Consider the following 23,503-nt stretch of genomic DNA (forward strand, 5'->3'; position numbering starts at 1 on the left):
CAGCAACGACCCGGTCCACCAACTCAGCAGGACACGACCGAGTCAGGATGCCCAACCCCAGCCGCTCCAGACGCGACACCAACACGCATGGCTCAACAGCACGCACACCCCAAAAGCAACGGCATTGTCATGAACAACAAGGGGGGGAAGTCATGCCGGATCCGAAGGCCGGAGGCCCCGTTGCGGAGCCACGAAAAAGGTAACGGGGGGGGGCTGTGGTCGGGTGCGGGGGAGTCTGTGGGTTCCCTGCCGGGTGGTGAGAAGGCTGCCAGGCCCGCCCCGCACGCGTCAGATCGCTCGTGGAGCGCGATTCGGCGGCTCGGACGTCTTCCGCGTGCACGTCGTCACACGAAGGCGGGCCCCGCCGGCGTCCGGCGAAGCGTGGCCGGCCCGGGTGTCGCTGCAGGCCTCGAAGGTGCTTGCCGAACTCCCGCCGCACGCGGTCGCGATGCTGTGCGACGCGCTGGACATCGCCGGCTGTGACTCGTGGACCTGACCGCCGTTTGATGCCCGCGCCCCCGAAGACGAAGACGACGGCGTTCGCGCGGCCGCGGTCGGATCGCTGACCGCCGTCTCCCGGATCAACCGCGCAGCGGGCCGCCTGTATGTGATCGACGCCATCTGGCTCGGGTAGCCGGCCCGCACACCAAAGCGGCCCCTTCCCCGGCATTGCAGCTGCCGGGGAAGGGGCCGCTTCACACCACCGCGAACTTGCCTACCGTCGGCAGATCACGAGAGAACCGCGGGTAGGAGCCCCACCAGCCACCTCTCCGTCGTCCCCGGCTGGTGAGGTCTCGGCATGCCAGGACCCGGCCGGGCCGCCCGCCCCCCTGTGCTGCGACGGGGTGTCGTGGCCGGCCTCTCAGCACAGGCCCTCGGGCTGGGACGCCCGGCAGGTGTTGTGCTCGAAGGCGTTGCCGCGCTGGGCAGCCTCCTGGTTGACCAGGTCGGCGGGGGAGTTGTCGCGCAGCGAGTTGTTCCTGATCCGGTTGTTGTCACTGGTGGCGCCGACGAAGCTTTTGAAGAGCACGATGCCGCCCGACAGCGGGGAGGTGCCGGAGTTCCCGGTGACCACGTTGCCGGTGACGTCGTTCGTGTCGGTGGCGGACAGGAGGATGCCCGAGCCCTGGAGGAACGGCAGCCGCTTGGTCTTGGCGCAGTATTTGTTGTTCTTCATGACCTGGTTGCCGCGCACGGTCACCGCGCCGGCCTTCGGCTTGTTCTCGTCGCCGACGATGGAGACGCCCATGCAGTTGCCGGTGATGTCGTTGCTCGTGACGGTGAGGTTGCGCAGTCGGCGGATGGTGATGCCGATCCGGTTGCCCGTCAGGGTGTTCTGCGCGATCTGCGTGTGGTTGGTGTCGACGGAGCCCTGTTCGACCGTGAGCGTGTTGGCCAGGAAGATGCCCGCGTCCCCGCTGTTGCGGACGGTGTTCTGCCGGTACAGGCTGTGCTGGGAGCGCTCCTCGGCGAGGCCCCAGACGGTGTTCTTCTCGGCGGTCACGCGCTGCACGGTCAGCCCGTCGGTCGCCAGGGCCATCACCCCGGCGTAGGAGAAGCCGGTCACCTTGAGGTCGGAGACGGTGACGCCCGTGAGCCGCTTGGTCTTGGTGCCGGACACGCAGATGCCGTTGCCGCGCTTGCCGCAGTCGTCCGCCGACTTTGCGGCCGGCTGGAGGATGGTGGTGTTGCCCGTGCCGCGCAGGGTCAGGCCGGGCGTCGTCACCTTGACGCTCTCGTGGTACGTGCCGGGCAGCACCAGCACGGTGTCGCCCGCCTTGGCGGTGTCCACCGCCTTCTGGATCGACTCCCCCGGATGCACGGTGTGCGTCCGCTGTGCCGTGTCCGTTGATGCGGCGGCGGCGCAGGAGCCGACGAACGCTACCGCACTCACGAGAAAGGCGATGTAACGTTTCTTCATCTTCGGTACGTTATGACCCGATAGCTCGTTGGGCTGCCGGATGGTCCGTCCGAGGGCATGTCACGAGCAGGCGAGGGACCAGGGCGAGTGTGGTTCCTGTGCAGGAAGCCTGTGCGCCAACCGGGGGATGCTCGGCGCACGGGCAGGCCGCATCGCGCTCTACTCGGCGCTCAGGGTCGCCTCCGTCTGCTTCTCGGCGGCATCGGCACGGATCACGCCCAGGTGCACGTATGGGCTGCCCTGGTGGGTGACCACCGGACGGATGCTCAGGCGGGGACGGCGAGCGAGGCCGGGGCAGCCCGGATCGTCTCGCGGTGCGGGCAGCCGTCGCGCGCCGGTCCTGGCGGCGTCCGGCGCCTGCCGCGCAGGAGGTGGTGCGGCTGCGCGTGGTGGCCGCGCTGGAGTCGGGATACGTGCGGACGTACCGGCAGGCGGCCGAGGTGTTCGGGGTGTCGGAGCGATCCGTGGGCACCCTGGCGGCGCAAGTACAAGGCCGCAGGCAGGGAGACGCTCGCGACGCCGGTCAAGACTCGACCCGACTTGCGTGGGACGTGATCAACGGCCTCAGTGTTGGCAGGCGAGAGATCACCGGCGCAGGCATCGGGGTGGTGTCTGGCGTGCGAGGGGAGGCTTCTGGCGTGGTCTACCGCTGATCGAACCGGCGTCGGGTCTCGTCGTCGGCTGGCAGGAACGTCTCGAGATGCAGCCCTTCCAGGGCGGCATCGGTAGCGGTGCTGAGGGTGGCGGAGGTGCTGAAGAACCGGAGAGGGGTGCCGGCCACATCGATTTCGAGGGTGATCACTGGTCCCGTGAGGGGGGTGGCGGCATCGGATTTGTTGAGGTATCCGGCGATCTCTGCGGCCAGCTCGTGGTGGCGCTGGTCATGGGTGCGCTCGGCACGGTGGCTCACCTGCTGCAGCAGATGGCTGCCCCACTCCGTACGATTGCGGATCCGGCCGGCCAGCCCGTCCGGATGCAGACAGACCCGGACCACATTGATCGGCGGCTCCAGCAGTTCCGGCGCGCAACCGGCCAGGAGCTGATCAACGGCAGCGTTGGCGTCGACGATGTCCCAGTGATCGTCCAACAGCAGCGCGGGGTACGGCAGATGGGCGTCGAGGAGTCGGCGCAGGCCGTCCATCACCACTGCGATCGACGCGTCGTCCAGTCGGTGATCCTGATAGCGCGGTGCGTATCCGGCGGCCAGCAGGAGCTGGTTGCGATCACGCAGCGGCACATCCAGGTTGTCGGAGAGGTGCATGAGCATCTCCGGCGTCGGGTGTGCCTTGCCGGTCTCCACCCGGCTGAGGTGCCGGGTGGAGACCCGCGAACGGTTGGACAGCTCCTGCTGGCTGAACCGGCGTCGTTCACGCCAGGTCCGCAGCAGCGCACCGACCGGCGGGACTTCGGCTGCAACGCTCATGCCTGCGAGTCTAAGTCTCTGTGTCCGGGGTGCCATGACCTGTGAGGTCATGGATCGGATGACCGGCCCGGGCCAGGATCTGGGACATCAGCCGATCGAGACGAACGGGAGAACTGAACATGAAGGGCATCGTCCAGCAGTACCTGGCCACCTGGAACGCGACCGGTGACGAGCGGGCGGCGTTGATCTCCGAGTACTGGTCGCCCGAGGCGACCTACACCGATCCGCTGGCCGAGGCCTCCGGCCATGAGGGGATCGCTGCGATCGTCGACGGCGTCCAGGCGCAGTTTCCGGGGTTTGTTTTCACCGAGGTCGGTGAGGCCGACGCTCACCATCGTCAGGTGCGATTCCGCTGGGGCCTGGGTCCGGAGGGAGCCGAGCCGCTGGTGATCGGGTTCGACGTCCTGGTGCTGGACGAGTCGGGCCGGATCCAGGACGTGCACGGTTTCCTGGACAAGGTGCCGGCCTGACGGCGCCGCGCGGGTACGTGATCGGTTACCTGGAGAACGTCGCCATCTGCCCGGAGATCGCGGAGTACCTCGAGCGGATCAAGGCCACGATGGCACCGTACGGCGGACGCTTCCTCGTGCACGGCGGACGGCTCGTCGTGCACGAGGGAACCTGGAACGGCGGCATCGTGATACTCGAGATCCCCGATCCGACCCGCGCGCAGGAGTGGTACGAATCGCCGGACTACCGGGCGACCCTGCCGCTCCGCACGGAGCACGCGACCTCAATGCTCGCACTGGTCGAGGGTGTACCCGGCAGCTATCGCGCAAGCGACAAGATCCGGCAACCGTTCCCGCTTCACAACGCCCCGGCCGGGCCGACGAACTGAGCGCGGACCGGGCACTCAGCGGTGCCCCGCAGCTTCCCGTCCACGTCGCCGTGAACGATCCCGATCACCTGGCACCGCAGATAGGGATGTTCGGCGACGTCGACGGGAAGCATCGCCGGCTCGATGCCGGGCTGGTCGAGCGCGTGCGCGACCTGGCGAGACGCTTCCGGCGGTACACCAGACAGTCGGCGAGGACCCGCCGGCATCGGGGAGCGCGCAGCCGCGCACGGGCCACAGCATGTCGCAGTGCCTGACGGCATTCGGTGTTCGCCGGCAACTCCTGGCTATGGTGGCCAGCGCGACCGCCGCCGTGGCGAGCGTCGTGATCGGCGAGAGCAGCTTCGGATGGGCGGCGGCCAGGGCGCTGCTCATCAGGGCGCTCACCGCCTGCCTCGCCAGCCGCAGCATCCCGGCCGTCACATCTCCCGCAGTCCCGAACAAGGAGCAGCCCGTGTCGCAGCGACGAATGGCCAGGGTGACAGCCGCTATCGGCGCACCTGTGACTCTGGCCGGTGTGGCCATGTATTTCCTGCCCGGCCCCGGACTTCCCGTCCTCATCATCGGCCTGGCCCTGCTCCTCACCGGCCTCGTCATGGCCGTATCCGCCCGCCACCAGCACAGCTGACAGGACACGACGATGATGACCTGGCAGTGGATCGGATTGACGATCTTCTCGCTCACCCTGCTGCCCGCTGGGCTGGCGATGGCCGCCGGCTGGGCACCGGCCCGCCTGCGGGCCCAGCTCGCGCCGGTACGCGCCCACGGCTGGGCCCTCCTGTCCCTCTACGCCGTAGCACCCCTGAACGCGATCCCCCGCTTGGGCGGTGCCTCCCCGGAAATGAGCCTGGCCCTGACCGCCGTCGGCGGGATCGTCGGGGTGGCCGGATGCCTGCTGGCCGGTCTGGCCCGCCTCGGCACAGCCAAAGGCGGCGTTCGATGACACCGAAGTCGCGCCGACGAGTTGCGGTCTGGTCGGTCATTGGCTGGTGGACAGTCCTTACCGGCCTGTTCTGGCTGACGGGCACCATTCTTGGGCAGCCCGCATCACTTGCCGGGTGCGCCGCATCCGCCGTTGTCCTGGGCGCAGCAGGGGAGGCCGGTGACTGGATACGGCGGCGCTGGGCGGCTCGGTCGGGCGGCCGGCCGCTGCGTTAGGGGCGTTTCGTTCCGCTGTTCAGTCGCTTGATGCCCGAATTCGCCAGGGTTCTGGGTGCCGCGCCGGCTCGGGGTGGAGCCGCTGCCTGCGGCGAGGTACGCGACAGTGTCGGCGGCCTGGCGCTGTTGGGGCTTGTAGGGGCGGCTTGACGTGCGGGAACGATTCAATGCACTATTCAGGTAGTTCATTGATGCATTGGGGGTTCGGTCGTGGGCTTCGACTTCCGGATCGATCGGCGCGGAGGCATCCCCGCTTACGTGCAGATCGTCCAGCAGGTCCAGCAGGCTCTGCGGCTGGGGCTGTTGCAGCCGGGCGACCGGCTGCCCACGGCCCGCGCGGTCGTGGAGGCGACCGCGCTGAACCCCAACACCGTGCTCAAGGCGTATCGCGAGCTTGAGTCCCAGGGCCTGGTCGAGACCCGGCGCAGGCACGGGACCTTTGTGACCGGCACGCTCGGCCGTTCCTCGGCCGACTCGCCCTGGCGAGCCGAGCTCGCGGACGTCGCGGGCCGTGCCCGTGCGGCAGGACTGGAGCGCGACGACCTCGCCGCCCTCTTCGCCGATGTACTGGAAGATCTCTACCCCTCGAAGGAACCCGATGTCGTACCTCACCAGTCCTGACGCGGCCCTGGCGGCCGACGGCGTCAGCAAGAGATACCGGCGCGGGGGTCCGGACGTACTCGACGGCTGTGGCTTCACCGTGCCGGCCGGGGTGGTGTGCGCTCTTGTCGGCCCCAACGGCGCGGGCAAGTCCACGCTGCTGGAACTGGCCGCCGGCCTGCAACGGCCCACTTCTGGAAGCGTCACGGTCCTCGGCGGTCCGCCGCACGCGGGTCACCCCAAGGTGGCCTACCTCGCCCAGCACCGGCCGCTGTTCACCCGGTTCACCGTCGCTGAGACGCTGCGCCTGGGCGCCCGCCTCAACCCCGGCAACTGGGATGTGCGGCTCGCCGAGCGGATCGCCGGCCCCGCGCACTTCCACAGCAAGGAACGCGTCGGCAACCTGTCCGGCGGCGAGCGCACCCGGATCGGTCTGGCCCTCGCCCTGGGCAAGCGCGCCGACCTGCTCCTGCTCGACGAGCCGATGGCCGACCTCGACGTCCTGGCCCGCCAGGAACTGATGGGCCTGCTCATGGCCCATGTCGCCGACACCGGCACCACCGTCGTGATGTCCTCGCACATCATCAGCGAGCTCGCCGATACCTGCGACCACCTGCTCCTGCTCGACGAGGGCAGCACCCGTCTGTGCGGCGGCATCGACGACGTCACCGCCTCCCACGCCGTGGTCACCTTTGCCGGAGGCCCCGAGCGCCTTGCCGGCCACACCGTGATCGAGTCCCGCCTCGTCGGCCGCGGCACCAGTGCCCTGATCCGCCCGTCCGGAGCGCCGCTGCCGGCCGACTGGGAGGTGCGCACACCCTCGCTGGACGAGCTCGTGCTGGCCCACCTCGGTACCCCGGACACCTCCATACCACTGATCAAGGAACCCGCCGCATGAGTCCCACCGCCCCCACCGCCTCCGACGTCCTCGAAGGCACCGGGCCGACAGCCCCCCGTCCGGGCGGCCGCCTGCCGCTTGTACGGATCGCGCTGCGGCAGTACTGGATCCCGCTTGTAATTCTGGCGGCGGTGTTCGCGCAGACCGCGGCTGTGGTGGCCTACCACTACGGGGGCTGGGCCGACGCCGTCGCGCTGCGCGCCCACGTCGGTTCGCACGCCTACCACTTCGGCCGCTACGCGGACGACGCCCACAACAAGACCGCGAAGCTGATCTCCGACAACGCTTCCGTCGTCTTCCGGCCCGCCCTGTACGCTGCCGCACTCGCCGGACTGCTGACCGCGCGCGAGTGGGAGAGCCGCCGCGTCACCCTGGCACTGACCCAGTCCCTCACCCCCCAGCGCTGGTTCACGGCCCGCTGGGCCACCCTTGCCACACTCTGCACGCTGCTCACTGCGCCGCTCGTGGTGCTCTACCAGCGCAGCGCGACACACGCCTACCGGCTCGACCTGCTGGTACACGGCGCCGACCAGCAGACCGCATACTTCACCGTCGGCCCGGTCACCCTCGCCTACGTCGTCCTCGGGGTCGCCGCGGGCGCGTTCACCGGGACGGTACTGCGCCGCTCCTGGCTCGCCGTCGTCGCGGCGCCGGCGCTGACCTGGCTGCTCGTCGCCGTACTGGTCCGCTCCCGCCTCGTCCTGCTGGCCGACTTCCCGCTCTTCTCCAAGGTCCACGGCTTCCACCCGGGCGGCGTGCTCGGTCTGCAGTTCGACGACCTGCTCCCGCAGGACTCCTACCTCGTCAACTCCCTCGATTCCGGCGACTACTGGGGCTACCAGATCGCCTCCGGCGTCCTCGTCCTGGCGCTCGCCGCCCTGCTTGCCGTCGCGACCCTGCGCGTTCTGCGCCGCCGCACCGCGTAACTCGCCGCGGCGCGCGCACCGCGCCGCCTCCCGTGCCCCAACGGGCGGACCCGGTAAGGCTTTTACAGGCCGGGTCCGCCGGCACGATCCCTGCCGACGCCCGCGGTCGTTGTACTCGCACCTACCACCGTGCGGCACACCCCCTGCTCATCGTCGCCTGCCAGGTGTCCCCACCACCTTCCCGCAGGGTCTCCACGCGCCCCGCCACATCAGTGGGGTCGATGCTCCGACCTGCGGTGATCCGTGCTGCCTTCGCCTCCTCGTTCCAGCCTGCCCAAGGAGAACTCCCATGCGGCGTACGGACCACGAACCGGCCGAGACCGCCGCCGTGCATGGGCTGCACGCGCCGAAGGCTCCCTCCGCCTGGACCAGCCCGCAGCGCGTCATACGGCTTCTGGCAGGGTTTGTGTCCCTGACATACCCCTACTTTGGGCGCGTGGATGTCGTTGTTCATCTCGGCACATGGAAAGGCGGCTGCCGGGTGGAGGGCACCGCACCTCCGGCGGCGGGCTGAAGGCCGGGCCTCGTGGAGGTTTCTTCGGGCGGGCCATCCGGAAGTATCCGGTTCCTGAACGGGATTTCAGCCTGCGGTGACCGGTCCGACCCGGCTCGATTCCTGATTTGGTCAGAGTGGGTCTTCTTCCTCTGTTGATCCGGGCATCAAGGGTCCCGGGTCGTTGGCGGGTTGCTCGGGTTGCGGCCGGCTCGTCGGCGCCGCCAGGATCGGCTGCATGATCAAGGGTGTGATGTTCGACTTCTCCGGGACCCTCTTCCGGATCGAATCGGCCGCGCAGTGGCTGCGCGCGGTGACAGCGAAGGCCGCTCTGGACGTGCCCGAGGGTGAACTCGAGGCGTGCGTCAGTCGGCTGGAGGAGTTCGGGGCTCAGCCCGGAGGGGTTCCTCCGCGCACCGTGCCGCCCCATCTGCGGGCACTGTGGCTGGAGCGCGATCTGACCGCCGAACGGCACCGGGCTGCCTTCACCGCCCTTGCCCGGGAAGCGGAGCTGCCTGCGGCCGACCTGGCCGAGGCCCTGTATGAACGTTCCCAAGTGTCCGGGGCATGGCTGCCTTATCCCGACACCGAGGAGACCCTCCGCGCCCTGCGACGGCGAGGCATCCCGGTCGCCGTCGTCAGCAACATCGGCTGGGACATGCGCCCTGTCTTCCGCGACCACGGTATCGATTCCCTCGTGGACGCCTACTTCCTCTCCTTCGAACGCGGGGTGAAGAAGCCCGATCCCCGGATCTTCCAGATGGCGTGCGACAAACTCGCAGTGGCACCCGGCGATGCACTCATGGTGGGAGACGAGCCTGACGCGGACACCGGCGCTGCCACGCTGGGGTGCCGCGTCCACCTGGTCGATCCCCTGCCCGTCGACCAGCGTCCCGGCGCGCTGGCCGAGGTGCTCCAGCTCCTGTGACGTGGCCCGGCCGGGGCGACTTTCGGCGCGATGCCGAGTACCCGGCGGGGCAGACTGTCCGGTGCGGTCATCGTGCTGATCTCCTTTGAGCCTTCGACATCCCGAACATCAGCCGGTGGCCGTACTCATATCCGGACCGGGCTCACCGACGCCGGCCGGCGGGCCGTGTCCCCGCTGTTCTGGACTCACGTGAATCCTGACGGCGTATTCGAGCTCGGCATGAACAACCGGCTCGACCTCACCCCAAGGGCCACGCTGCCCGGCCCGCGCACTGTGCCAGGCGCGAGGCCGGGCAGCTGGCACCGGAGCGTACGCGCCCGTCAGCATCATGCGGGCGGGGGCGGTCCGGCGGAGGTTCTTGGTGAGCGGAGGAGAGCCACTCGTCGTGCAGCACCTTGGCGATGGTGAGCTGTGCTGCTGACCTTGCCGTACTGACACCACGCGAACGCGAGGTACTGACATTCATGGGCGAGGGCCTGTCCGACACCGAACTCGCCCAGCAACTGGCACTGAGCGAAGCGACTGTGAAGACACATGTGGCCCGTATCTTCGCCAAGCTGACCCTGCGCGACCGAGCCCAGGCCGTCGTCCTCGCCTACGAGACAGGACTCGTCGCACCCGGCGAATCCGCGCAATCCGCCGACCTCGATCGCCAGGACCGCTCACCCCTCGGTCGATCCCACCCGGTGCTCGATACTCGACCGTGCCATCAGCGTGCGAACTTTTCGATGGCCGCCGGGGTGACGGGGGTGAAGAAGTTGACGAGGTTGCCGTCGGGGTCGCGGAACAGCAGCGACCGGTTGCCCCAGGGCATCGTGGTGGGCTCGTTGACGAAGTCGGTGACGAAGCCGGTCAGGTTCTGGTGCACGCGGTCCACGTCGTCGACGAGGAACTCGGTGATCACGCTGTGGTTGTCCGCCGGGCGGGCAGAGCCCGGGGCGAACAGCGGGACGGTGCGGGTGCCGGCGATCGCGAGGGTGGCGCCCGCGGTCTTCAGTTCGGCGAAGTCCTCGGTGGCCCACGTCGCCCGCGCTCCTGTGGCTCGCTCGTAGAAGGTGACGAGGCGTGCGACGTCGCTGGTGATGATGCGGATCGAGACGAAGTCCATGGGAATCTCCTTGGCTGTGCTTGAGGCGTGCTCGTCGCAGGCTAGGGGAAATAGTGGACAGAATCGGTCCTGTATTCGCGTTAGGCTGCCACCATGTCTCGCCCCACCGGACGCGTGCTGACACTCCTGGAGCTGCTGCAGTCGGGCGGCACCCGGACGGTGGCCGAGCTCGCCGACCGTCTCGGCGTAGAGGGGCGCACGGTGCGCCGGTATGTGGACCAGCTGATCGACCTGGATGTGCCCGTGGAGTCGGTGCGCGGCCGCTACGGCGGGTACCGGCTGGCCCCCGGGTACCGCTTGCCTCCGCTCATGCTCAGCGACGACGAGGCGCTGGCCGTGCTGCTCGGCCTGGTCGCCGGCCGCCGGGCAGGGCTGACGACGACGGAGCGCACGGCAAGCGAGACGGCGTCGGCGAAGATCCGGCGGGTGCTGCCCAAGCACCTCGCCCGTCGGCTCGACACACTCCTGGAAGCCCTCGCCTTCACGGATCAGCCCGGCGAGTTCGACACCCCGGACGCTGGGGTCCTGCTCACCATCGCCGATGCGGTGCGCCACCACCGACCGGTCTCGATCCGCTACACCGACCGCGACGGACGGCGCAGCGAACGCACGCTGCACGCGTACGGGATCGTCGCCCATGGGGGCCGGTGGTACGTCACGGGCAAGGACGCCCAGATCGGCGAGGACCGAACCTTCCGGCTCGATCGCATCGCAGACGCGCGGACTCTGCCCGGCTCATTCGAAGCGCCAGTGGGTCCCGGTCCGGCAGATCGCGTGTTGTCAGCGTTCGCCACGGCCGAGTACCGGCACGAGGTGACCTTGCGGATCCACGGGACGGTCGAGCAGATCCGCGCCCGCCTTCCCGCCGGCGTCGCCAACCTGGAGGAGTGCGCGCCCGTGGCGGGCGAGGACCGGGCGACCGAGCGCTGGCTGCGCGTCGAGCTGCGGGCGGAGCGGCTCGACTGGTTGCCTCCGGTACTCGCCTCACTCGACCGGCCGTTCGTCATCGAGCGCCCCGACGAACTCCGCGACCTCGTCACCGCGCTCGCCGATCGCCTCACGTCCTACGCCGCCGGGCCTGACCGCGAGGAGCCAATGCCATGAGATGGCACAGCTGGACAGGGCCCCTTCACGAGTGTCGGGCCCGGACCTCTCACCAAAGGTCCGGGCCCGTGGCGTGCCCACGGCCGGGCAGAGGTTGCGGGTGATGAACCGGTCCCGCTCGTGCAGCCAGTCCCCGTGCTCGGGGCTGCCCGGGGCGGGCACGGTCTGTAGGTCCTCGGGCAGATGGCCGCCGTGCAGCGGTGGTTGAGTGAGCGCCGGGTTGAGTTGCTTGATGTGCTGGTGATCATGCGCGAACTGTTGGGGGCGGGTCCCGCTGGGCGTATAACCGGCCGGGTGTCGCGTGCCGGGTGGTGTCCGAGGGGGGTGACTGCGCGGGAGTGCTGGGCGCGGTTCACGGGGTACGCCCTGCTTTCAAATGCCGCTTTGCGGCGTTAAGTTGGTTGTGTCTCCGACTCGTTCCCGGGGGGAGGGGCCGATGCCCTGCGCCGTGTGCGAGGGCCTCGGTTCTCACCGGAGAGGAGGAGACATGGGCGACAAAGAGTCGACCAAGCGGGCGAAGGTCGTCCGGGAGTTGGCTGCACGCGTGGCGGTTGCCTTGAGCGTTCGCGCTCTGTGGGCCGTCATTGTGGAGCTTGCTCGCGGTCACGACCTCTGATCGCACCGGCGCGCGGGGCTTCCCCCCTTCCTGCGCGTCGGCCTCGCACCTGAGCGATCGTCACCGCTGCGGGTGCGTCCCCCTGCCGAGGATGGCGGCGGCGGGTGTCTCGACTGCCTGCTCGCCGTGTCGGTGCCGGGGATCTGAGGCAGCTGTGGGGGATCGTGGACCAGGCGCAGCGGCACGGCGCTGCCGGCGCAGGGGACGCCGCCCTTTGCGGGGCGCGGCGGTTCATGTGGTGCACCCATCCGTCTCGTACGCTCCAGCCGCTGCGCGCGGGAACGGCTCGCCGGGGGTCGTCGTGGCCAGGACGGCGCGCCGGATAGTGCTGTAGTCCAGGGCGAACGTCAGCAGGGCGAGAGAGTGGAGGCAGCCCTGCTCGGTGTGCTGCATCCGCAGCGGTGACGCCTCCACGGACACGCACAGGTTCGCGGTGACGAGTGCACCGTCGGTGCGCTCGGCTGCGATGGTGAGCTGATGGCTGCCTTCGCCGAGTACGGCCGGGAGGGGAGTCAGTACGTTCATGGCGCGCTTCAGGGCGGCCGCCCTGAGATGCGGTCCGGGCTCGGGGAGAGGGTTCCCGGCCCGCACGGGAGTCTGTCAGCCGTGCGGGCCGCTGGCCGTGAGCGCGGGCAGGGCGAGGGCTTCGAGGGCGACGGTCTGGTCGGTCGGTGTCGGTGAGGGTCTGCGCGCTCGATGTGACGGCCTGCATTAGGCCCGCGGCGGTCATTCCTGGCCCGGTGCCGGGGAAATCTCAGCGCCCCTGCTGGCCCTGTGGTGTCCCGGCCGACAGGGTCTGGGCCGCTGCGTGCGCGATCACTCTTGCGGCATGCCGGCGTAGACGCGCATCGCCTCGCGCTGCTGGGGCAGACCCCACTGGCGGACGATCTCGCAGAAGTTCGCCCACCTCCAGGTGTCCGCGTCCAGCGAGCCGAGTGTGCGTATCAGTCGCTGCTGCCGCTGGGTCAGCTCGACGAACTTTGGGGGGCCGTTCGGTCCCGGCTCTGCGAAGGCCAGTCGCAGGGCCGCTGCGGCGACCGGGAAGCTGGCCGGCCCGGAGGTCGCGGACAGCCCGTAGGTCACGGCGTCCAGGGCTTCCTCCGGGAACCGGTCGGCCAGCAGGGTGAGCGAGGCTGCGGCGTACCCCCGCAGATCGCCCCCGTGAAACAACACCCCGGGCTCGGGTGGCTCCGCTTCGGCGGCCGCCAGTTCGGCGAGCACCCCGGCGCTCACGGCGCTCTCGGCGCCTTCGGCGCCCGTGGCGCCCAGCCGGGCGAGGGCGGTCGCCGCGGCCCACCGAACGACCGGCTCTGCGGCCGTGAGGAACGACGTCAGCCGCTCCACGAGCCCGGCGTCGCCCACGAGCCCGGCGGACACCAGCGCGGTGGCCACCACCACAGGTTCCGAATCGGCGTCGAGCACGCTCAGCAGCCGCGGCAACGACTCCGCGGCCTGCTCGGGGAACCACGCAAGCAGGTAGGCGGTCGCGGCACGTACGGTCGGATCGTCGTCGCCCAGCAACGCGAACAGGGCGGGAAGCTGGCCCCGCACCGCTTCGTAGGCTCCCAGTTCGGCCTCCGCGGCATCCAGTTGCCGCTCGTAGTCGAACATCGCACGCCGCATCTCGCGCACCCGGCGCTCGCCCTCGTCGGCTGCCGCCTCCACCCAGGCGTCGTACTCGGCACGTATGTCCTGCGGGTCCCGCGAGCGGAATTCGGCCAGCTCGCGCCGCCAGCCCCCGATGTCCAGGCCGACGGGCAGATGGGCCTCGTCGTAGCCGATGGCGAGCGCCGCCAGCAGTTGCAGATACTCGTCGCGGTCGGGCAACGAGCCGTCCGCCGCCATGCGGGCCAGGAAGGGCACCGCTGCGGCCGAGGCCGGGTAGCGGCTGCCCTGGTGGAAGATGTTGCCGTACAGGGCGTGCAGTGCCTTGCGGCGCGCTTCGACGTCTTCGGCGCACAGGTCGCGCAGCTGCCCGGGGACGTCGTCGGCGCACCCGTACGCGTGCTCCAGTCCAGCCCAGTCGACCGTGTCCAGACCGGCCAGGGGTGTGTTGATCTCTGTCACGTTGCCCAACGTCTCACACGGCACTGACAATCGGCCGCCGCGAGGAGTTCCCGGCCGCCGCCGACGAGGACGTCACCGCCGTCCGGGCTCTGGGTATCGGCCCGTAGATGTGGGGAAACTCCTCGCCGCCCGGCTCCGGGCCCGGTGCCTCACCGGCACGCCGAGCCGTTCCGGGTCGATGACCAGGACCGCGAGGCCATCCGGGCCCTCGTGCGGGCCGTACAGGAAGGCCGCCGCGCGCGGGAGCCGGGCGCGGGCGGAGCAGTGGATGAAGCCCTCCTCCTGGAGAGTGCGGCCACGCGTCGGTGTCTCGTACGTGCCGGTCTCGCCGGCCGCGTCCCAGGGGGAGCGTTCGGTGATGTGCGTCGGTTCGGGCATGAGCGACACGTCAACGACGTGGTGCGCGATGGGGGGCCGGCACTCCCAGCCCTCAATCGCGCACCACGTCGTCAGTGTTGTCGCCGAGGCGGGCCGCACGGGCCCGGAGGTAGCGCTGTTCGGGGAGGCTCAGGGTCTTGGCGGCGGCTGACTCATAGGCGGCTCGGGCGGCCTCGGGGTCGCCGGCGCGCTCCAGGAGGTGGGCGCGGACTGAGTCCAGGCGGTGGCCTGTGGTCAACTCCGATGCGAGCAAGTCCAGTTCGGCCAGGCCGGCCTTCGGTCCGTGGACCATGGCGATGGCCACGGCACGGTTGAGGCGTTCGACAGGGCTGGGGACAAGGTGGACGAGGACGTCGTAGAGGCCGAGGATCTCGGGCCAGTCGGTGCTGTCGGGCGAGTCTGCCTCGTCGTGGACGGCGGCGATCGCGGCCCTCAACTGGTACGGGCCGAAGCGGCGTTGAAACAGTGCCCAGGTCACCAGGGCCACACCCTCCTCGATCGCCGCCTTGTCCCACAGCCCGCGGTCCTGCTCGTCGAGGGGGATCAACTCGCCGCCCGCCCCGGTCCGCGCGGCGCGGCGGGCGTCGGTGAGGAGCATCAGGGCGAGCAGGCCGGTGACCTCGCAGTCGCCGGGCAGCAGGCGGTGCATCGTACGGGCCAGCCGGATGGCCTCGCCCGCGAGTTCGGCGCGCTGGAGGGAGGCTCCGGAGGTGGCCGTGTAGCCCTCGTTGAAGATCAGGTAGAGCGTGTGCAGGACGGTGGGCAGCCGCTCCTCCCAGTGATCGGGGCGGCTGAAACGTGTGCCCTTCACCCGCTGCTTGGCCCGGCTGATCCGCTGGGCCATCGTCGCCTCCGGCACCAGATGCGCGCGGGCGATCTCGGCCGTCGTCAGACCGCCGACGGCCCGCAGCGTCAGCGCGATCTGGGCGGGCGGGGGCAGATCCGGGTGGCAGCAGAGGAAGAGCAGGGTCAGCGTGTCGTCCTCGGAGGGTGCACGATCGGGGCCGGGCGGCGGTGCGGTGAAGGCGTCGGGCGGTGTGAGCGCCGCCGCCTTCTCCTCACGCAGCCGCCGTGCCTGATCACTGCGCAGCGCGTCCGTGAGCCGCCGCGAGGCGACCCTGATCAGCCAGCCCCGCGGATTGTCCGGAACCCCCGACTCGGGCCACCGCCCGGCCGCTGCCAGCAGCGCCTCCTGTACGGCGTCCTCGGCGGCGTCGAAGTGCCCGTACCGGCGTACGAGCGCGCCGAGGACCTGCGGCGCGTGCAGGCGCAGCAGGTCCTCGACCTCGCTCGTACGTCTCAAATGTCTCCCCTGCTCACACTTCGCCGAGCGGCCGGATGACGACGGGGTACGTGTTCGCGCCCTCGGGAACGGGGCACTGGATGACCCGCGCGGCGATCTCCGTGACCCGCTCCAGGCTCTCGCACTCCAGGAGCCAGTAACCGGCGATCACTTCCTTGGTCTCGCCGTACGGCCCGTCGGTGATCACGGGCTTGCCGTCCGCGCCGGCGCTGACGAGGCGGGTCCTGGCAGGCTCGGCCAGCCCCTGGGCATCGATGAACTCGCCCGTCTCGGCGAGGTCGTTGTTGATCGCCCCCATGTGCTGGAACATCACCTGCATATCCTTGTCGCTCCAGGCCGGGAGACCCGCGGCGGGCTTGCCCGCCTGGGCCTCGTAGTCCGCCTGCGTGCCCTGCACCATCACCAGGTACTTCATGAGTCCGCTCCTTCGGCTCGGTCCGCCTGTGGTGGGCGGCTCTCACAGGGGACGTCGGAGCCGGCCCGCGCTTCTCTACACGCTCGCAGAAGTTTTTCAGGCTCGCGGGAAGAGCGTCAGGAGTCCCGCTGCTTGGCCCTGGAGACGGCGGATGCCCGCAGCGAGTGCGAAGCCGGCCTGTTTGATTATGGGCTGGGCGTTGAAGACGAACCCTGCGAAGACGGAGACCATGATGGTGGCCGCTGCCACGATGACCGAACTCGCGCGTGCGACACCGGTGACGGTGGCCTCCAGAGCGCTCTGCCCGTGGACGTGCGCCTCACGCATGGAGGTCACCAGGAACATCTGGTAGTCCATGGCGAGTCCGTAGAGGACGCCCGTGATGATGATGGGCAGCAGGCTCACGACCGGTGCGGTGGCGTCGAGGCCGATCAGGCTCTGCATCCAGCCCCACTGGAAGACGGCGGTGGTGAGGCCGAACGCGGCGGAGACGCTCAGCAGGAATCCCAGGGTGGCCATGACGGGGACCAGGAGCGAACGGAAGACGAGGAGCAGGACGATCAGGGAGAGCCCGAGCACGACCACGACGTAGAGGGGCAGCACGTCGGCGAGCCGGTCGGAGACGTCGATCGCGAGGGCGGTGAAGCCGGTGATGCCGAGAGTGGTGCCGTGGGCCCGGCCGATCTGGGCGCTCTTGTCCCGTACGGCGGTGACGAGGTCCTTGGTCGCGTCGTCGTTGGGTCCGCTGCCGGGCACGAGGCTGAGGATGGCGGTCGTACCGGCCTCGTTCATCCCCGCGAGGGACACCGAGGTGGCGCCCTTGATACCCCGCAGCTCCGTGGTCACCGCTGCGAGAGTCCCGGGGGCGAGGGGCCGTCCGGCCGTGGTGGAGTCGACGGCGACCAGGAGGGGGCCGTTGTAGCCGGGGCCGTAGGCCTCGCTGGTCAGGTCGTAGCTGCGGCGCTGCCCGGCGTCGGGGTTGTAGCTGGCGCCGGAGGGCAGGCCCAGTTTCATGTCGGCGGCGGGCACGGCCAGGATCGCGGGTATCAGGATCGCGGCCGCGAGGGCGGTGTACCGGTGGCGTGCCAGCCGCGTTCCCCAGCGGGTGGCCCGTCCGTGCTCGGCGGCCGGCGTGCGCCGCTGGGCCGCGCGCCGGATCCGGGTGGGGCAGATCCGTTCCTTGACCAGGCCGAGCAGGGCGGGCAGCAGGGTCAGGGCGAGCAGTACGGCGACGGCGATGGTGGCGGCTGCGACGACGGCCATGGTGGAGAGCAGGGCGATCCGGATGACCAGCAGTCCGGCGAGGGCGATGATGACGGTGCTGCCGGCGAAGAAGACCGCGCTCCCGGCAGTGCCGATCGCCCGCGCGGTCGCCTCGTGCGCGTCCAGGCCGTCGTCCAGGATCAGCCGTCGCTCACGGTTGACGATGAACAAGGCGTAGTCGATGCCCACGGCCAGGCCCAGCATCAGGGCCAGCACCGCGGCGAGCGAGTGGATCTCGATCACGGTGGAGAGCGTGAAGGCGCCGCCGACCCCGACCGTGACCCCGACGAGGGCGATGACCAGGGGCAGGCCCGCGGCCACCACCGAGCCCAGGGTGATCAGCAGGACGAGGGCCGCGACGGCGACGCCGACGATCTCCCCGGCTCCGACGATCTCGGGAATCTCCATCATCGACGCGGACGGCAGGACCTCCAGATCGCCCCGGGCGGCGCGCTGTTCTGCGGCCTTGACGGTGCTGTCGATCGTCCCGGAGGGCAGCTCGTAGGTCTGCTCGTCGAACTGGAACTGCATCAGTGCCGACCGGCCGTCGGCGGAGACGACCACGCCCGGGACAGGCTGACCGTCGGATTGAAGGGGGGCGGGCGTTTGGCCGCCGGCCTCGGTCACGGCCGCCTGGGCCTGGAGCAGCGGGCTGTCCGCACCCTTGGCGGCTTCCCGGGCCAGGAGCTTCCGGACGTCGATCACGTGGTCGTGGCGGTAGACGGCGTCCACCGCCGCCAGCACCGCCGCGTGGACCTTCTCGTCGTCGATCCGGGCACCGTCCGGGGCCTTGAAGAGCAGCATGCCCTGACCGCCGGACGCCTCCGGCAGGGTCTTGGCCAGATCATCGATGACCTGCTGGGACGGGGTGCCGTCGATTCGCACCTCGTTGCTGAGCCGGACGGGATTGACCGCGAGGAGCGCCAGCACGGACGCCACCACGGCCAGCCAGCCTCCGATGACGTACCAGGGTTTGCCGTAGGCGAATCTGCCCAGGCGGTACAGCAGAACGGACACAGAGCTCTCCCTGTCTGTCACGGCCTGGTGGGCCAGGCCACGTGGTGAAGTGAGAGACTACTATCAAACCGATAGGTGACTATCAATGCGATAGGGTTCTACCATCGATGGGACGGCCGCCATCGGCTTTCGTCGCAGAGCAGGGAAGAGTCACGGATGGCAATCACGAATGACCGCGCTCCCCGGCGCCGGGTCGACGCGCGCTCCAGCGTGGAGCGCATCACCGCTGCCGGACGCATCGTGCTGGGCAAGGGCGAGGGATCGCTGGAACGGATCGCGGCCGAGGCCGGCGTGGGTATCGCCACGCTCTACCGGCACTTTCCCAACCGGGAAGCCGTGGTCCGCGCCGTCCTGGACGACATCCTCGAAACGGACCTCCTTCCGCTGGTCGAGCGTGCGGCCGATGCCGCCGACACGCGCCAGGCGCTGCAGGACATCGCCACCCGACTGCTCGACCTGATCACCGAGGAACGAGGCCTGGTCACCTTCGCGAGCAACTTCGCGGACGTGGCGGTAGACGTCCTCCAGCACTTCAGTGCCTCGCTCCACCCGCTCCTGCTGCGGGCGCAGGAGGCCGGGGAGATCCGGTCCGACCTCACCGCCGAGGACATCCCGCACTTCCTCGTCATGGCCGTCGCCGGTCTCGCGCTGCCCAGCGCCGCCCCCTCGCTGCGTGCCCGCTTCATCGCCCTGCTCTTCGACTCGCTCGACCCCGCCGGAGCGAGAGCACTGCCTCCGCTGCTCGCCGACGAGGAAGACCTGCGCGCCGCGGTCGGCGACGTCGGTCAGGGGCGACACGGCGTCTGAAAGCGGTGCTGTGGGACCGCCGTGCGGCTCGCGGTTCCACGGGCCTGAGCCGACGGTTTCGCCGCAGTTCCCGGTCGCGCGTCCTTCCCGGGGCGCAGGATGCGGTGACCGGTTGCGCGGCTGTCCGGCCGAGGTGAACGGTGTGTCGCGCCGTACGCTGTTCCGCTTCGACGTGGCGGGTGTTGAGGGCGCGACGTTCGGCCTGCACGGACTCCGTCGCCCCCTTGCCGGGGTTCGGCGTCCGGAGCGACGTGGGACGGGATGAGCAGGCGCTTTCATCGCTGGTCGCGTCGTGCCAGTTCGGTGAAGGCGGGCTCATCTCTCCTACGCCGCTCGGCGAAAGGTGACGTGCGCCGTCCGGGCGACCGGCTCGGGCGGGTTCAGGGCCGATGTGTACCGTACGGTATGCCCAAGGCGACGGGATAGCGGCCGGGTTGCCCCGGTGGGATCGGGGCGCTGATCCGACGCCCCGAGGATGGGGATGGGGTTGCGTCCAGGGAAGTGGTGTACGGGTTCGACCTGATCCAGGGGTTTGCTCCGGCATTGGGATGGCGCCCGCATAGATGAACGGCCACCGGCTGATCTTCGAGGCGTCGAAGCCCGAAGGAGATCAGCGCGATGACCGCACCCCTGGAACCCTGCCGTCAACGGTCGGTCGATGTGTACGTGGCCGATGCGTGGCGAGGGGTTGCTGAAGATCACCAACAACATCCAAAACCTGGGCCGGAAACCGTTCTTGTGGACGAAGCCACCCGGCTACTTCGCTCCGGACGGCACCGGACCCACCGCCGAGCCTGTTCGCCCGCTACCCCGGCAAGCCGAGGGCGTGCGTAAACCCCTTGCTGGTCTGGCTCAACCCCGACCGCGGGCCCGCCCTGCTGAACCTGGACGTGGACCTGGTACGGGGAACGACCTGGATGGCGGAGGCGCGCCCCCGCCGCTCGAGCCGTGTGGGCTCGTGGGTGAGCGGCGGGTCGCGGGCCGGGTGGCCGGGTCAGACCGCCGACCATCCGTTGTCCACGGGCAGGATCACGCCGTTGATGTTGCTCGCCGCGTCCGAGGCGAGGAAGAGGATCGCGGCAGCCTGCTCCTCCGGCTGCGAGACGCGTCCCACGTTGCCGAAGTAGGGGCCGAGCGCCGCCGGGCCGTGTGCGCCGTCCTCCAGGTCCACCGCGATACCGGTCGCGGTGCCGCCCGGGGCGATGGCGTTGGCCCGTATGCCCTGGTTGCGGTACATCACAGCGAGGGACTTGGTGAGGCCGACGACGCCGTGCTTCGAGGCCGTGTACGCCGCGCCCGCCGCGCTGCCACGGAAACCGGCCTCGGAAGCGGTGTTCACGATCGAACCCTTCCCCGCCTGAAGCATGTGCGGCAGCACCGCGCGGGTGAGCAGGAACGGGGCGGTGAGGTTGACGCGGATGACCCGCTCCCACTCCGCGTCGCTGACGTCCGCCACCGCGGACATCCGGTCCATGATCCCGGCGTTGTTCACGAGGACGTCGACGCCGCCGAACCGCGCGACCGCGGTCGCGACCACCTGGTCCACGACAGTCTGGTCGCTCAGGTCGCCGGCGACGGCGACGGCAGTGCCACCCTGCTCCTCGATCTCCTTGACGGCCATCTCGGCGCCGTCCGCATCGATGTCCGCGAGCACGACCCTCGCGCCCTCGGCGGCGAAGGCCAGGGCTGCGGCGCGCCCGATGCCCGACCCCGCGCCGGTGACGATGACGCTCCGCCTGTCGAGTCCGCTGGCCATGTGGTGCTCCTGTCTGTCCTGTGGGGGGCGCTGCGCCCCGGTGCGGGCACCACAGTACGACTTAATGTCGCTGAGTGACATTAATTTCGGGGCCGAATTTCGCCCCCGTGGAGATCAGTCGTGGAGAATTCCCGTGGAAGCTGCCACCGGAGCCCGGAGCGAGATCCATGACGACGACCCACGGACGTACCGGACGACCGCCGTTGACCGAGGAGCGCAAGGCGGAGATCCGGCTGCACATCGCCCGCGCCGCCGTGGAACTGTTCGCCACGCAGGGGGTCGCCGCGACCACCGGCGAGCAGATCGGGCAGGCCGTCGGCATCTCCGCGCGGACCCTGTGGCGCTACTTCCCGAGCAAGGAGAGCTGCGTATCCCCGCTGTTCTCGGCGGGTATCGACGCGATCGCCGCCGCGCTGCGGCAGTGGCGGCCGGGGCAGCCGCTGCAGGAGGTGTTCGAGAGGGCCCTGCCCACGGACGATCGCTTCGTGGCGGGCCCGGCCCACGACCTCGTCGGCGCGCTGGTCCGACTGACCCGCACGGAGCCTGGCCTGCGCGCGGTCTGGCTCCAGTCCTACGACGAGGCCGAGCCCGCGTTCGCCCGGGCCCTGGCCGAACGCGAGGGACTGCCGGCCGACGACCTCAGGCCCGCGATCCACGCGGCGATGTTCAACGCGGCCCTGCGCGCTGCCGTCGAGCACTACGCCTGGCACACCGCCCGCGAGATCACCGACCCGGAGAGCGCGGAAGCGGCCCTGGCCGCGACGATCCGGGCGGCGCTCACGGCGGCGGCGGAGGGGGTGGGTTGAGCGGACGCGAGTGGGAACGGCGGGGCGACAAGGCAGCTTGAGCGGGCGGCCGATCGTCTGAGGATCCCGGTCGCCGGTACCTGGACCCTGAGCGTCACCGTGCGCGTGTCCGAGATCGACCAGGTCACCGTCTCCAAGACCATGACCATCCGGCCACCGGCGGTCTGAGCCGGGCGTGCTCCCGGTCTCGTCGCCCCTGCCGCGGGTACCGGTCCGCCCTTCCCTCCCGTTGGCATCGTCACGAGACTGGAGGTATGGCGAGCGCGGACCGTCTCCCCGGTCCGTACGTCCGGCATTGGTTCGGCGGCGAGAGCCTTGATCAGGAACACCAAGCGTTCTGTGGTGGCCGCTGCGGCGGCCGTGGCGTTCGCCGGAGCGGGCACCAGGGGTATGAGCAGCCACACAGGCCTCCCTCTCCAGTGCCAGCACCGTTACCACGACTGGCACGGCGAGTTCCAGGAGATGAGCGACGATTGACCGACACGCTGAGCGGCGGGCTCTGCCGGGCGCGCCCCCGGCCGAACCTCACCGCTCGTGTGCGTCGGCTCAGGCAACCAGGGTGGAGACCCTGCCGCGCGCGGGTCGCGGTTTCCAGGATGCGTTCGGCCAGGAAGCCGAACAGCAGCCTGAAGCCGGCCCACAGGATGGCCTGGATGCCGATCGAGGCCAGACGGAACTCCCACAGGTCGGTCGCCGGGAAGCCGTTCGGCGTGTTGTCCCCGTGCGGCAGGACGACCATCGCGACCGCCATCACCGCGACGAAGGCGCCGGATGCGGCGATGGAGGCGTTCCAGGTGCCCCACACCGGAGCGAGCCTTCGGCCGAGCAGGATCGCCGCTGTGCCCAGCAGTACGCTCAGCGCGATCATCAGCACAAGCAGGATCGTGCGCTCACCGATGGTGTCCGGGCTACCGAGGGCTGGGGGTTCGCCGGGTACTTCAGGATCGGGACCAGGTAGACGAGCAGGAATCCGGCGAGCGCGGTGAGCGCCGCTGTCGCCCCTGCCCCGAACCGGCCGATGCGGCCCAGCGCGAAGCAGAACGCGAGTGCCGCGATGCCGCCGATGGCGACGCCGAAGACGAGCATGCCCGTGGCGAGGCGGGCGGTCGACTGCCGGGTGAGGCTGACGGGTTCCTCGCCGCCGTGTTCATGGGAGTTGGCCTCTTCGAACGCGATGGCCGCGTCCACGGGGCCTTCCCCGACCAGGAAGGCGAAGACGAAGGCGAGCCCGCCGGCGCCGAGACCGGCGAGCATGCCGTGCATCAGCAGGGTGCGTACGGTGACGGAGTTCATGAAGGAGGCTCCGTCAGTGGCAGGGGAAGCCGAGGAGGTGGCGGGCGTCGTGCACCCACTCGTGCACGCCTTCACCGGAGACCACGGCGGTGGCACCCTGCTCGGCGCCGACGAAGTACAGCAGGACCAGCATCAGGACGCCGAAGAAGGCAGCCCAAGGGGCGATCGCCCCCAGCGGCAGCGGCGTGAGGATCTGGGTGGTGGGGGTGGGGCGGCAGTGGACTGCGCCATGGCGAGACCTCCTCGGCAACTACGCGTCCCGCACCGTGTGGAGCACTCGACGACGGCGTCGGGTCTGACTCACCACCCTCGCCTGGCGAGCGGAGTGGTACACAGTGGCGCGACCGTGCCGGGCTTTCACCGGACTTCCGTGGCGCCGTCGTCCTTG

The 23,503-nt window shown here is 70.0% G+C and carries 23 protein-coding genes and 3 pseudogenes; 14 read left to right on the forward strand and 12 right to left on the reverse strand.

The window, feature by feature from the left end; genetic code table 11:
• Positions 1 to 862: 862 nt before the first annotated feature.
• On the reverse strand, positions 863 to 1,921 hold the full coding sequence (locus FNH09_RS17020) for a right-handed parallel beta-helix repeat-containing protein (protein ID WP_152888728.1): 1,059 nt from the start codon (positions 1,919 to 1,921) through the stop codon (positions 863 to 865).
• A gap of 314 nt (positions 1,922 to 2,235) precedes the next feature.
• Here FNH09_RS17020 and FNH09_RS17025 point away from each other — a divergent pair, with 314 nt between their 5' ends.
• Positions 2,236 to 2,574 (forward strand): hypothetical protein, encoded by a 339-nt coding sequence (locus FNH09_RS17025; RefSeq protein ID WP_152888730.1) that lies wholly within the window; start codon positions 2,236 to 2,238, stop codon positions 2,572 to 2,574.
• Here FNH09_RS17025 and FNH09_RS17030 read toward each other — a convergent pair.
• The gene (locus FNH09_RS17030) at positions 2,565 to 3,344 is read right to left on the reverse strand and encodes a helix-turn-helix domain-containing protein (RefSeq protein WP_152888732.1); all 780 of its coding nucleotides are present in this window, start codon (positions 3,342 to 3,344) and stop codon (positions 2,565 to 2,567) included. The two genes, FNH09_RS17025 and FNH09_RS17030, sit on opposite strands and share 10 nt — an antisense overlap.
• A gap of 119 nt (positions 3,345 to 3,463) precedes the next feature.
• Here FNH09_RS17030 and FNH09_RS17035 point away from each other — a divergent pair, with 119 nt between their 5' ends.
• The 9 genes and pseudogenes from FNH09_RS17035 to FNH09_RS17080 form a co-directional block, all read left to right on the forward strand.
• Entirely contained in the window at positions 3,464 to 3,814 is a 351-nt protein-coding gene (locus tag FNH09_RS17035) for a nuclear transport factor 2 family protein (protein ID WP_152888734.1), read from the forward strand.
• Positions 3,815 to 3,831: 17 nt separating this feature from the next.
• Positions 3,832 to 4,182, forward strand: coding sequence for a DUF1330 domain-containing protein (locus tag FNH09_RS17040; RefSeq protein WP_338017594.1), 351 nt, complete (start codon positions 3,832 to 3,834; stop codon positions 4,180 to 4,182).
• 286 nt (positions 4,183 to 4,468) lie between these two features.
• Positions 4,469 to 4,807, forward strand: a complete 339-nt coding sequence (locus FNH09_RS48570; protein ID WP_238426721.1) for a PGPGW domain-containing protein — start codon at positions 4,469 to 4,471, stop codon at positions 4,805 to 4,807.
• A gap of 12 nt (positions 4,808 to 4,819) precedes the next feature.
• Entirely contained in the window at positions 4,820 to 5,122 is a 303-nt protein-coding gene (locus FNH09_RS17050; protein ID WP_238426722.1) for a hypothetical protein, read from the forward strand.
• Between the two features lie 425 nt (positions 5,123 to 5,547).
• Entirely contained in the window at positions 5,548 to 5,958 is a 411-nt protein-coding gene (locus tag FNH09_RS17060) for a GntR family transcriptional regulator (protein ID WP_162468705.1), read from the forward strand.
• Positions 5,936 to 6,835 (forward strand): ABC transporter ATP-binding protein, encoded by a 900-nt coding sequence (locus FNH09_RS17065; RefSeq protein ID WP_152888740.1) that lies wholly within the window; start codon positions 5,936 to 5,938, stop codon positions 6,833 to 6,835. The genes FNH09_RS17060 and FNH09_RS17065 overlap by 23 nt, the downstream gene beginning before the upstream one ends.
• Entirely contained in the window at positions 6,832 to 7,761 is a 930-nt protein-coding gene (locus tag FNH09_RS17070; RefSeq protein ID WP_152888742.1) for a hypothetical protein, read from the forward strand. Before FNH09_RS17065 ends, FNH09_RS17070 begins: the two co-directional genes overlap by 4 nt.
• A 731-nt stretch (positions 7,762 to 8,492) precedes the next feature.
• Positions 8,493 to 9,182, forward strand: coding sequence for an HAD family hydrolase (locus tag FNH09_RS17075; protein WP_152888744.1), 690 nt, complete (start codon positions 8,493 to 8,495; stop codon positions 9,180 to 9,182).
• A 419-nt stretch (positions 9,183 to 9,601) separates the two neighbouring features.
• Positions 9,602 to 9,808, forward strand: a pseudogene (locus FNH09_RS17080) (response regulator transcription factor); the annotation flags it as partial.
• A gap of 83 nt (positions 9,809 to 9,891) precedes the next feature.
• Here the strand turns inward: FNH09_RS17080 and FNH09_RS17085 are convergent.
• On the reverse strand, positions 9,892 to 10,290 hold the full coding sequence (locus FNH09_RS17085) for a VOC family protein (RefSeq protein ID WP_152888746.1): 399 nt from the start codon (positions 10,288 to 10,290) through the stop codon (positions 9,892 to 9,894).
• Positions 10,291 to 10,383: 93 nt separating this feature from the next.
• On the opposite strand from FNH09_RS17085, the gene FNH09_RS17090 reads away from it, so the two are divergent.
• Both FNH09_RS17090 and FNH09_RS49510 read left to right on the forward strand, forming a co-directional pair.
• Positions 10,384 to 11,394 (forward strand): helix-turn-helix transcriptional regulator, encoded by a 1,011-nt coding sequence (locus FNH09_RS17090; RefSeq protein ID WP_152888748.1) that lies wholly within the window; start codon positions 10,384 to 10,386, stop codon positions 11,392 to 11,394.
• 487 nt (positions 11,395 to 11,881) lie between these two features.
• Positions 11,882 to 12,010, forward strand: coding sequence for a hypothetical protein (locus tag FNH09_RS49510; protein ID WP_274390234.1), 129 nt, complete (start codon positions 11,882 to 11,884; stop codon positions 12,008 to 12,010).
• Between the two features lie 231 nt (positions 12,011 to 12,241).
• On the opposite strand, the gene FNH09_RS17100 is transcribed toward FNH09_RS49510, so the two are convergent.
• The 6 genes and pseudogenes from FNH09_RS17100 to FNH09_RS17125 form a co-directional block, all read right to left on the reverse strand.
• Positions 12,242 to 12,535: a hypothetical protein gene (locus FNH09_RS17100; RefSeq protein ID WP_152888752.1), complete on the reverse strand. Its 294-nt coding sequence runs from the start codon at positions 12,533 to 12,535 to the stop codon at positions 12,242 to 12,244.
• 291 nt (positions 12,536 to 12,826) lie between these two features.
• Positions 12,827 to 14,077 carry a HEAT repeat domain-containing protein gene (locus FNH09_RS49815; RefSeq protein WP_152888754.1) on the reverse strand — a complete coding sequence of 417 codons (1,251 nt, stop codon included), beginning with the start codon at positions 14,075 to 14,077 and terminating at the stop codon, positions 12,827 to 12,829.
• Between the two features lie 13 nt (positions 14,078 to 14,090).
• Positions 14,091 to 14,455: pseudogene (locus FNH09_RS17110) on the reverse strand (DUF952 domain-containing protein).
• A 52-nt stretch (positions 14,456 to 14,507) separates the two neighbouring features.
• Positions 14,508 to 15,758: an RNA polymerase sigma factor gene (locus FNH09_RS17115; RefSeq protein WP_152888756.1), complete on the reverse strand. Its 1,251-nt coding sequence runs from the start codon at positions 15,756 to 15,758 to the stop codon at positions 14,508 to 14,510.
• A gap of 13 nt (positions 15,759 to 15,771) precedes the next feature.
• Complete coding sequence (locus FNH09_RS17120; protein WP_152888758.1) at positions 15,772 to 16,173, reverse strand: YciI family protein; 402 nt, start codon at positions 16,171 to 16,173, stop codon at positions 15,772 to 15,774.
• A 96-nt stretch (positions 16,174 to 16,269) separates the two neighbouring features.
• Entirely contained in the window at positions 16,270 to 18,453 is a 2,184-nt protein-coding gene (locus tag FNH09_RS17125) for an MMPL family transporter (RefSeq protein WP_162468706.1), read from the reverse strand.
• Between the two features lie 156 nt (positions 18,454 to 18,609).
• Here FNH09_RS17125 and FNH09_RS17130 point away from each other — a divergent pair, with 156 nt between their 5' ends.
• Entirely contained in the window at positions 18,610 to 19,260 is a 651-nt protein-coding gene (locus FNH09_RS17130) for a TetR/AcrR family transcriptional regulator (protein ID WP_152888762.1), read from the forward strand.
• 994 nt (positions 19,261 to 20,254) lie between these two features.
• Here the strand turns inward: FNH09_RS17130 and FNH09_RS17135 are convergent.
• Positions 20,255 to 21,016, reverse strand: a complete 762-nt coding sequence (locus FNH09_RS17135) for an SDR family NAD(P)-dependent oxidoreductase (RefSeq protein ID WP_152888764.1) — start codon at positions 21,014 to 21,016, stop codon at positions 20,255 to 20,257.
• A gap of 167 nt (positions 21,017 to 21,183) precedes the next feature.
• Between FNH09_RS17135 and FNH09_RS17140 the strand changes: the two genes are divergently transcribed.
• Complete coding sequence (locus FNH09_RS17140; protein ID WP_152888766.1) at positions 21,184 to 21,822, forward strand: TetR/AcrR family transcriptional regulator; 639 nt, start codon at positions 21,184 to 21,186, stop codon at positions 21,820 to 21,822.
• Positions 21,823 to 22,141: 319 nt separating this feature from the next.
• On the opposite strand, the pseudogene FNH09_RS17145 reads toward FNH09_RS17140, so the two are convergent.
• Together FNH09_RS17145 and FNH09_RS17150 are read right to left on the reverse strand one after the other, a co-directional pair.
• Positions 22,142 to 23,115: pseudogene (locus FNH09_RS17145) on the reverse strand (CbtA family protein).
• Between the two features lie 13 nt (positions 23,116 to 23,128).
• Complete coding sequence (locus tag FNH09_RS17150) at positions 23,129 to 23,308, reverse strand: CbtB domain-containing protein (protein WP_338017597.1); 180 nt, start codon at positions 23,306 to 23,308, stop codon at positions 23,129 to 23,131.
• Positions 23,309 to 23,503: the final 195 nt, after the last annotated feature.

Source organism: Streptomyces adustus (assembly GCF_009377175.1).
GTDB lineage: Bacteria > Actinomycetota > Actinomycetes > Streptomycetales > Streptomycetaceae > Streptomyces > Streptomyces adustus.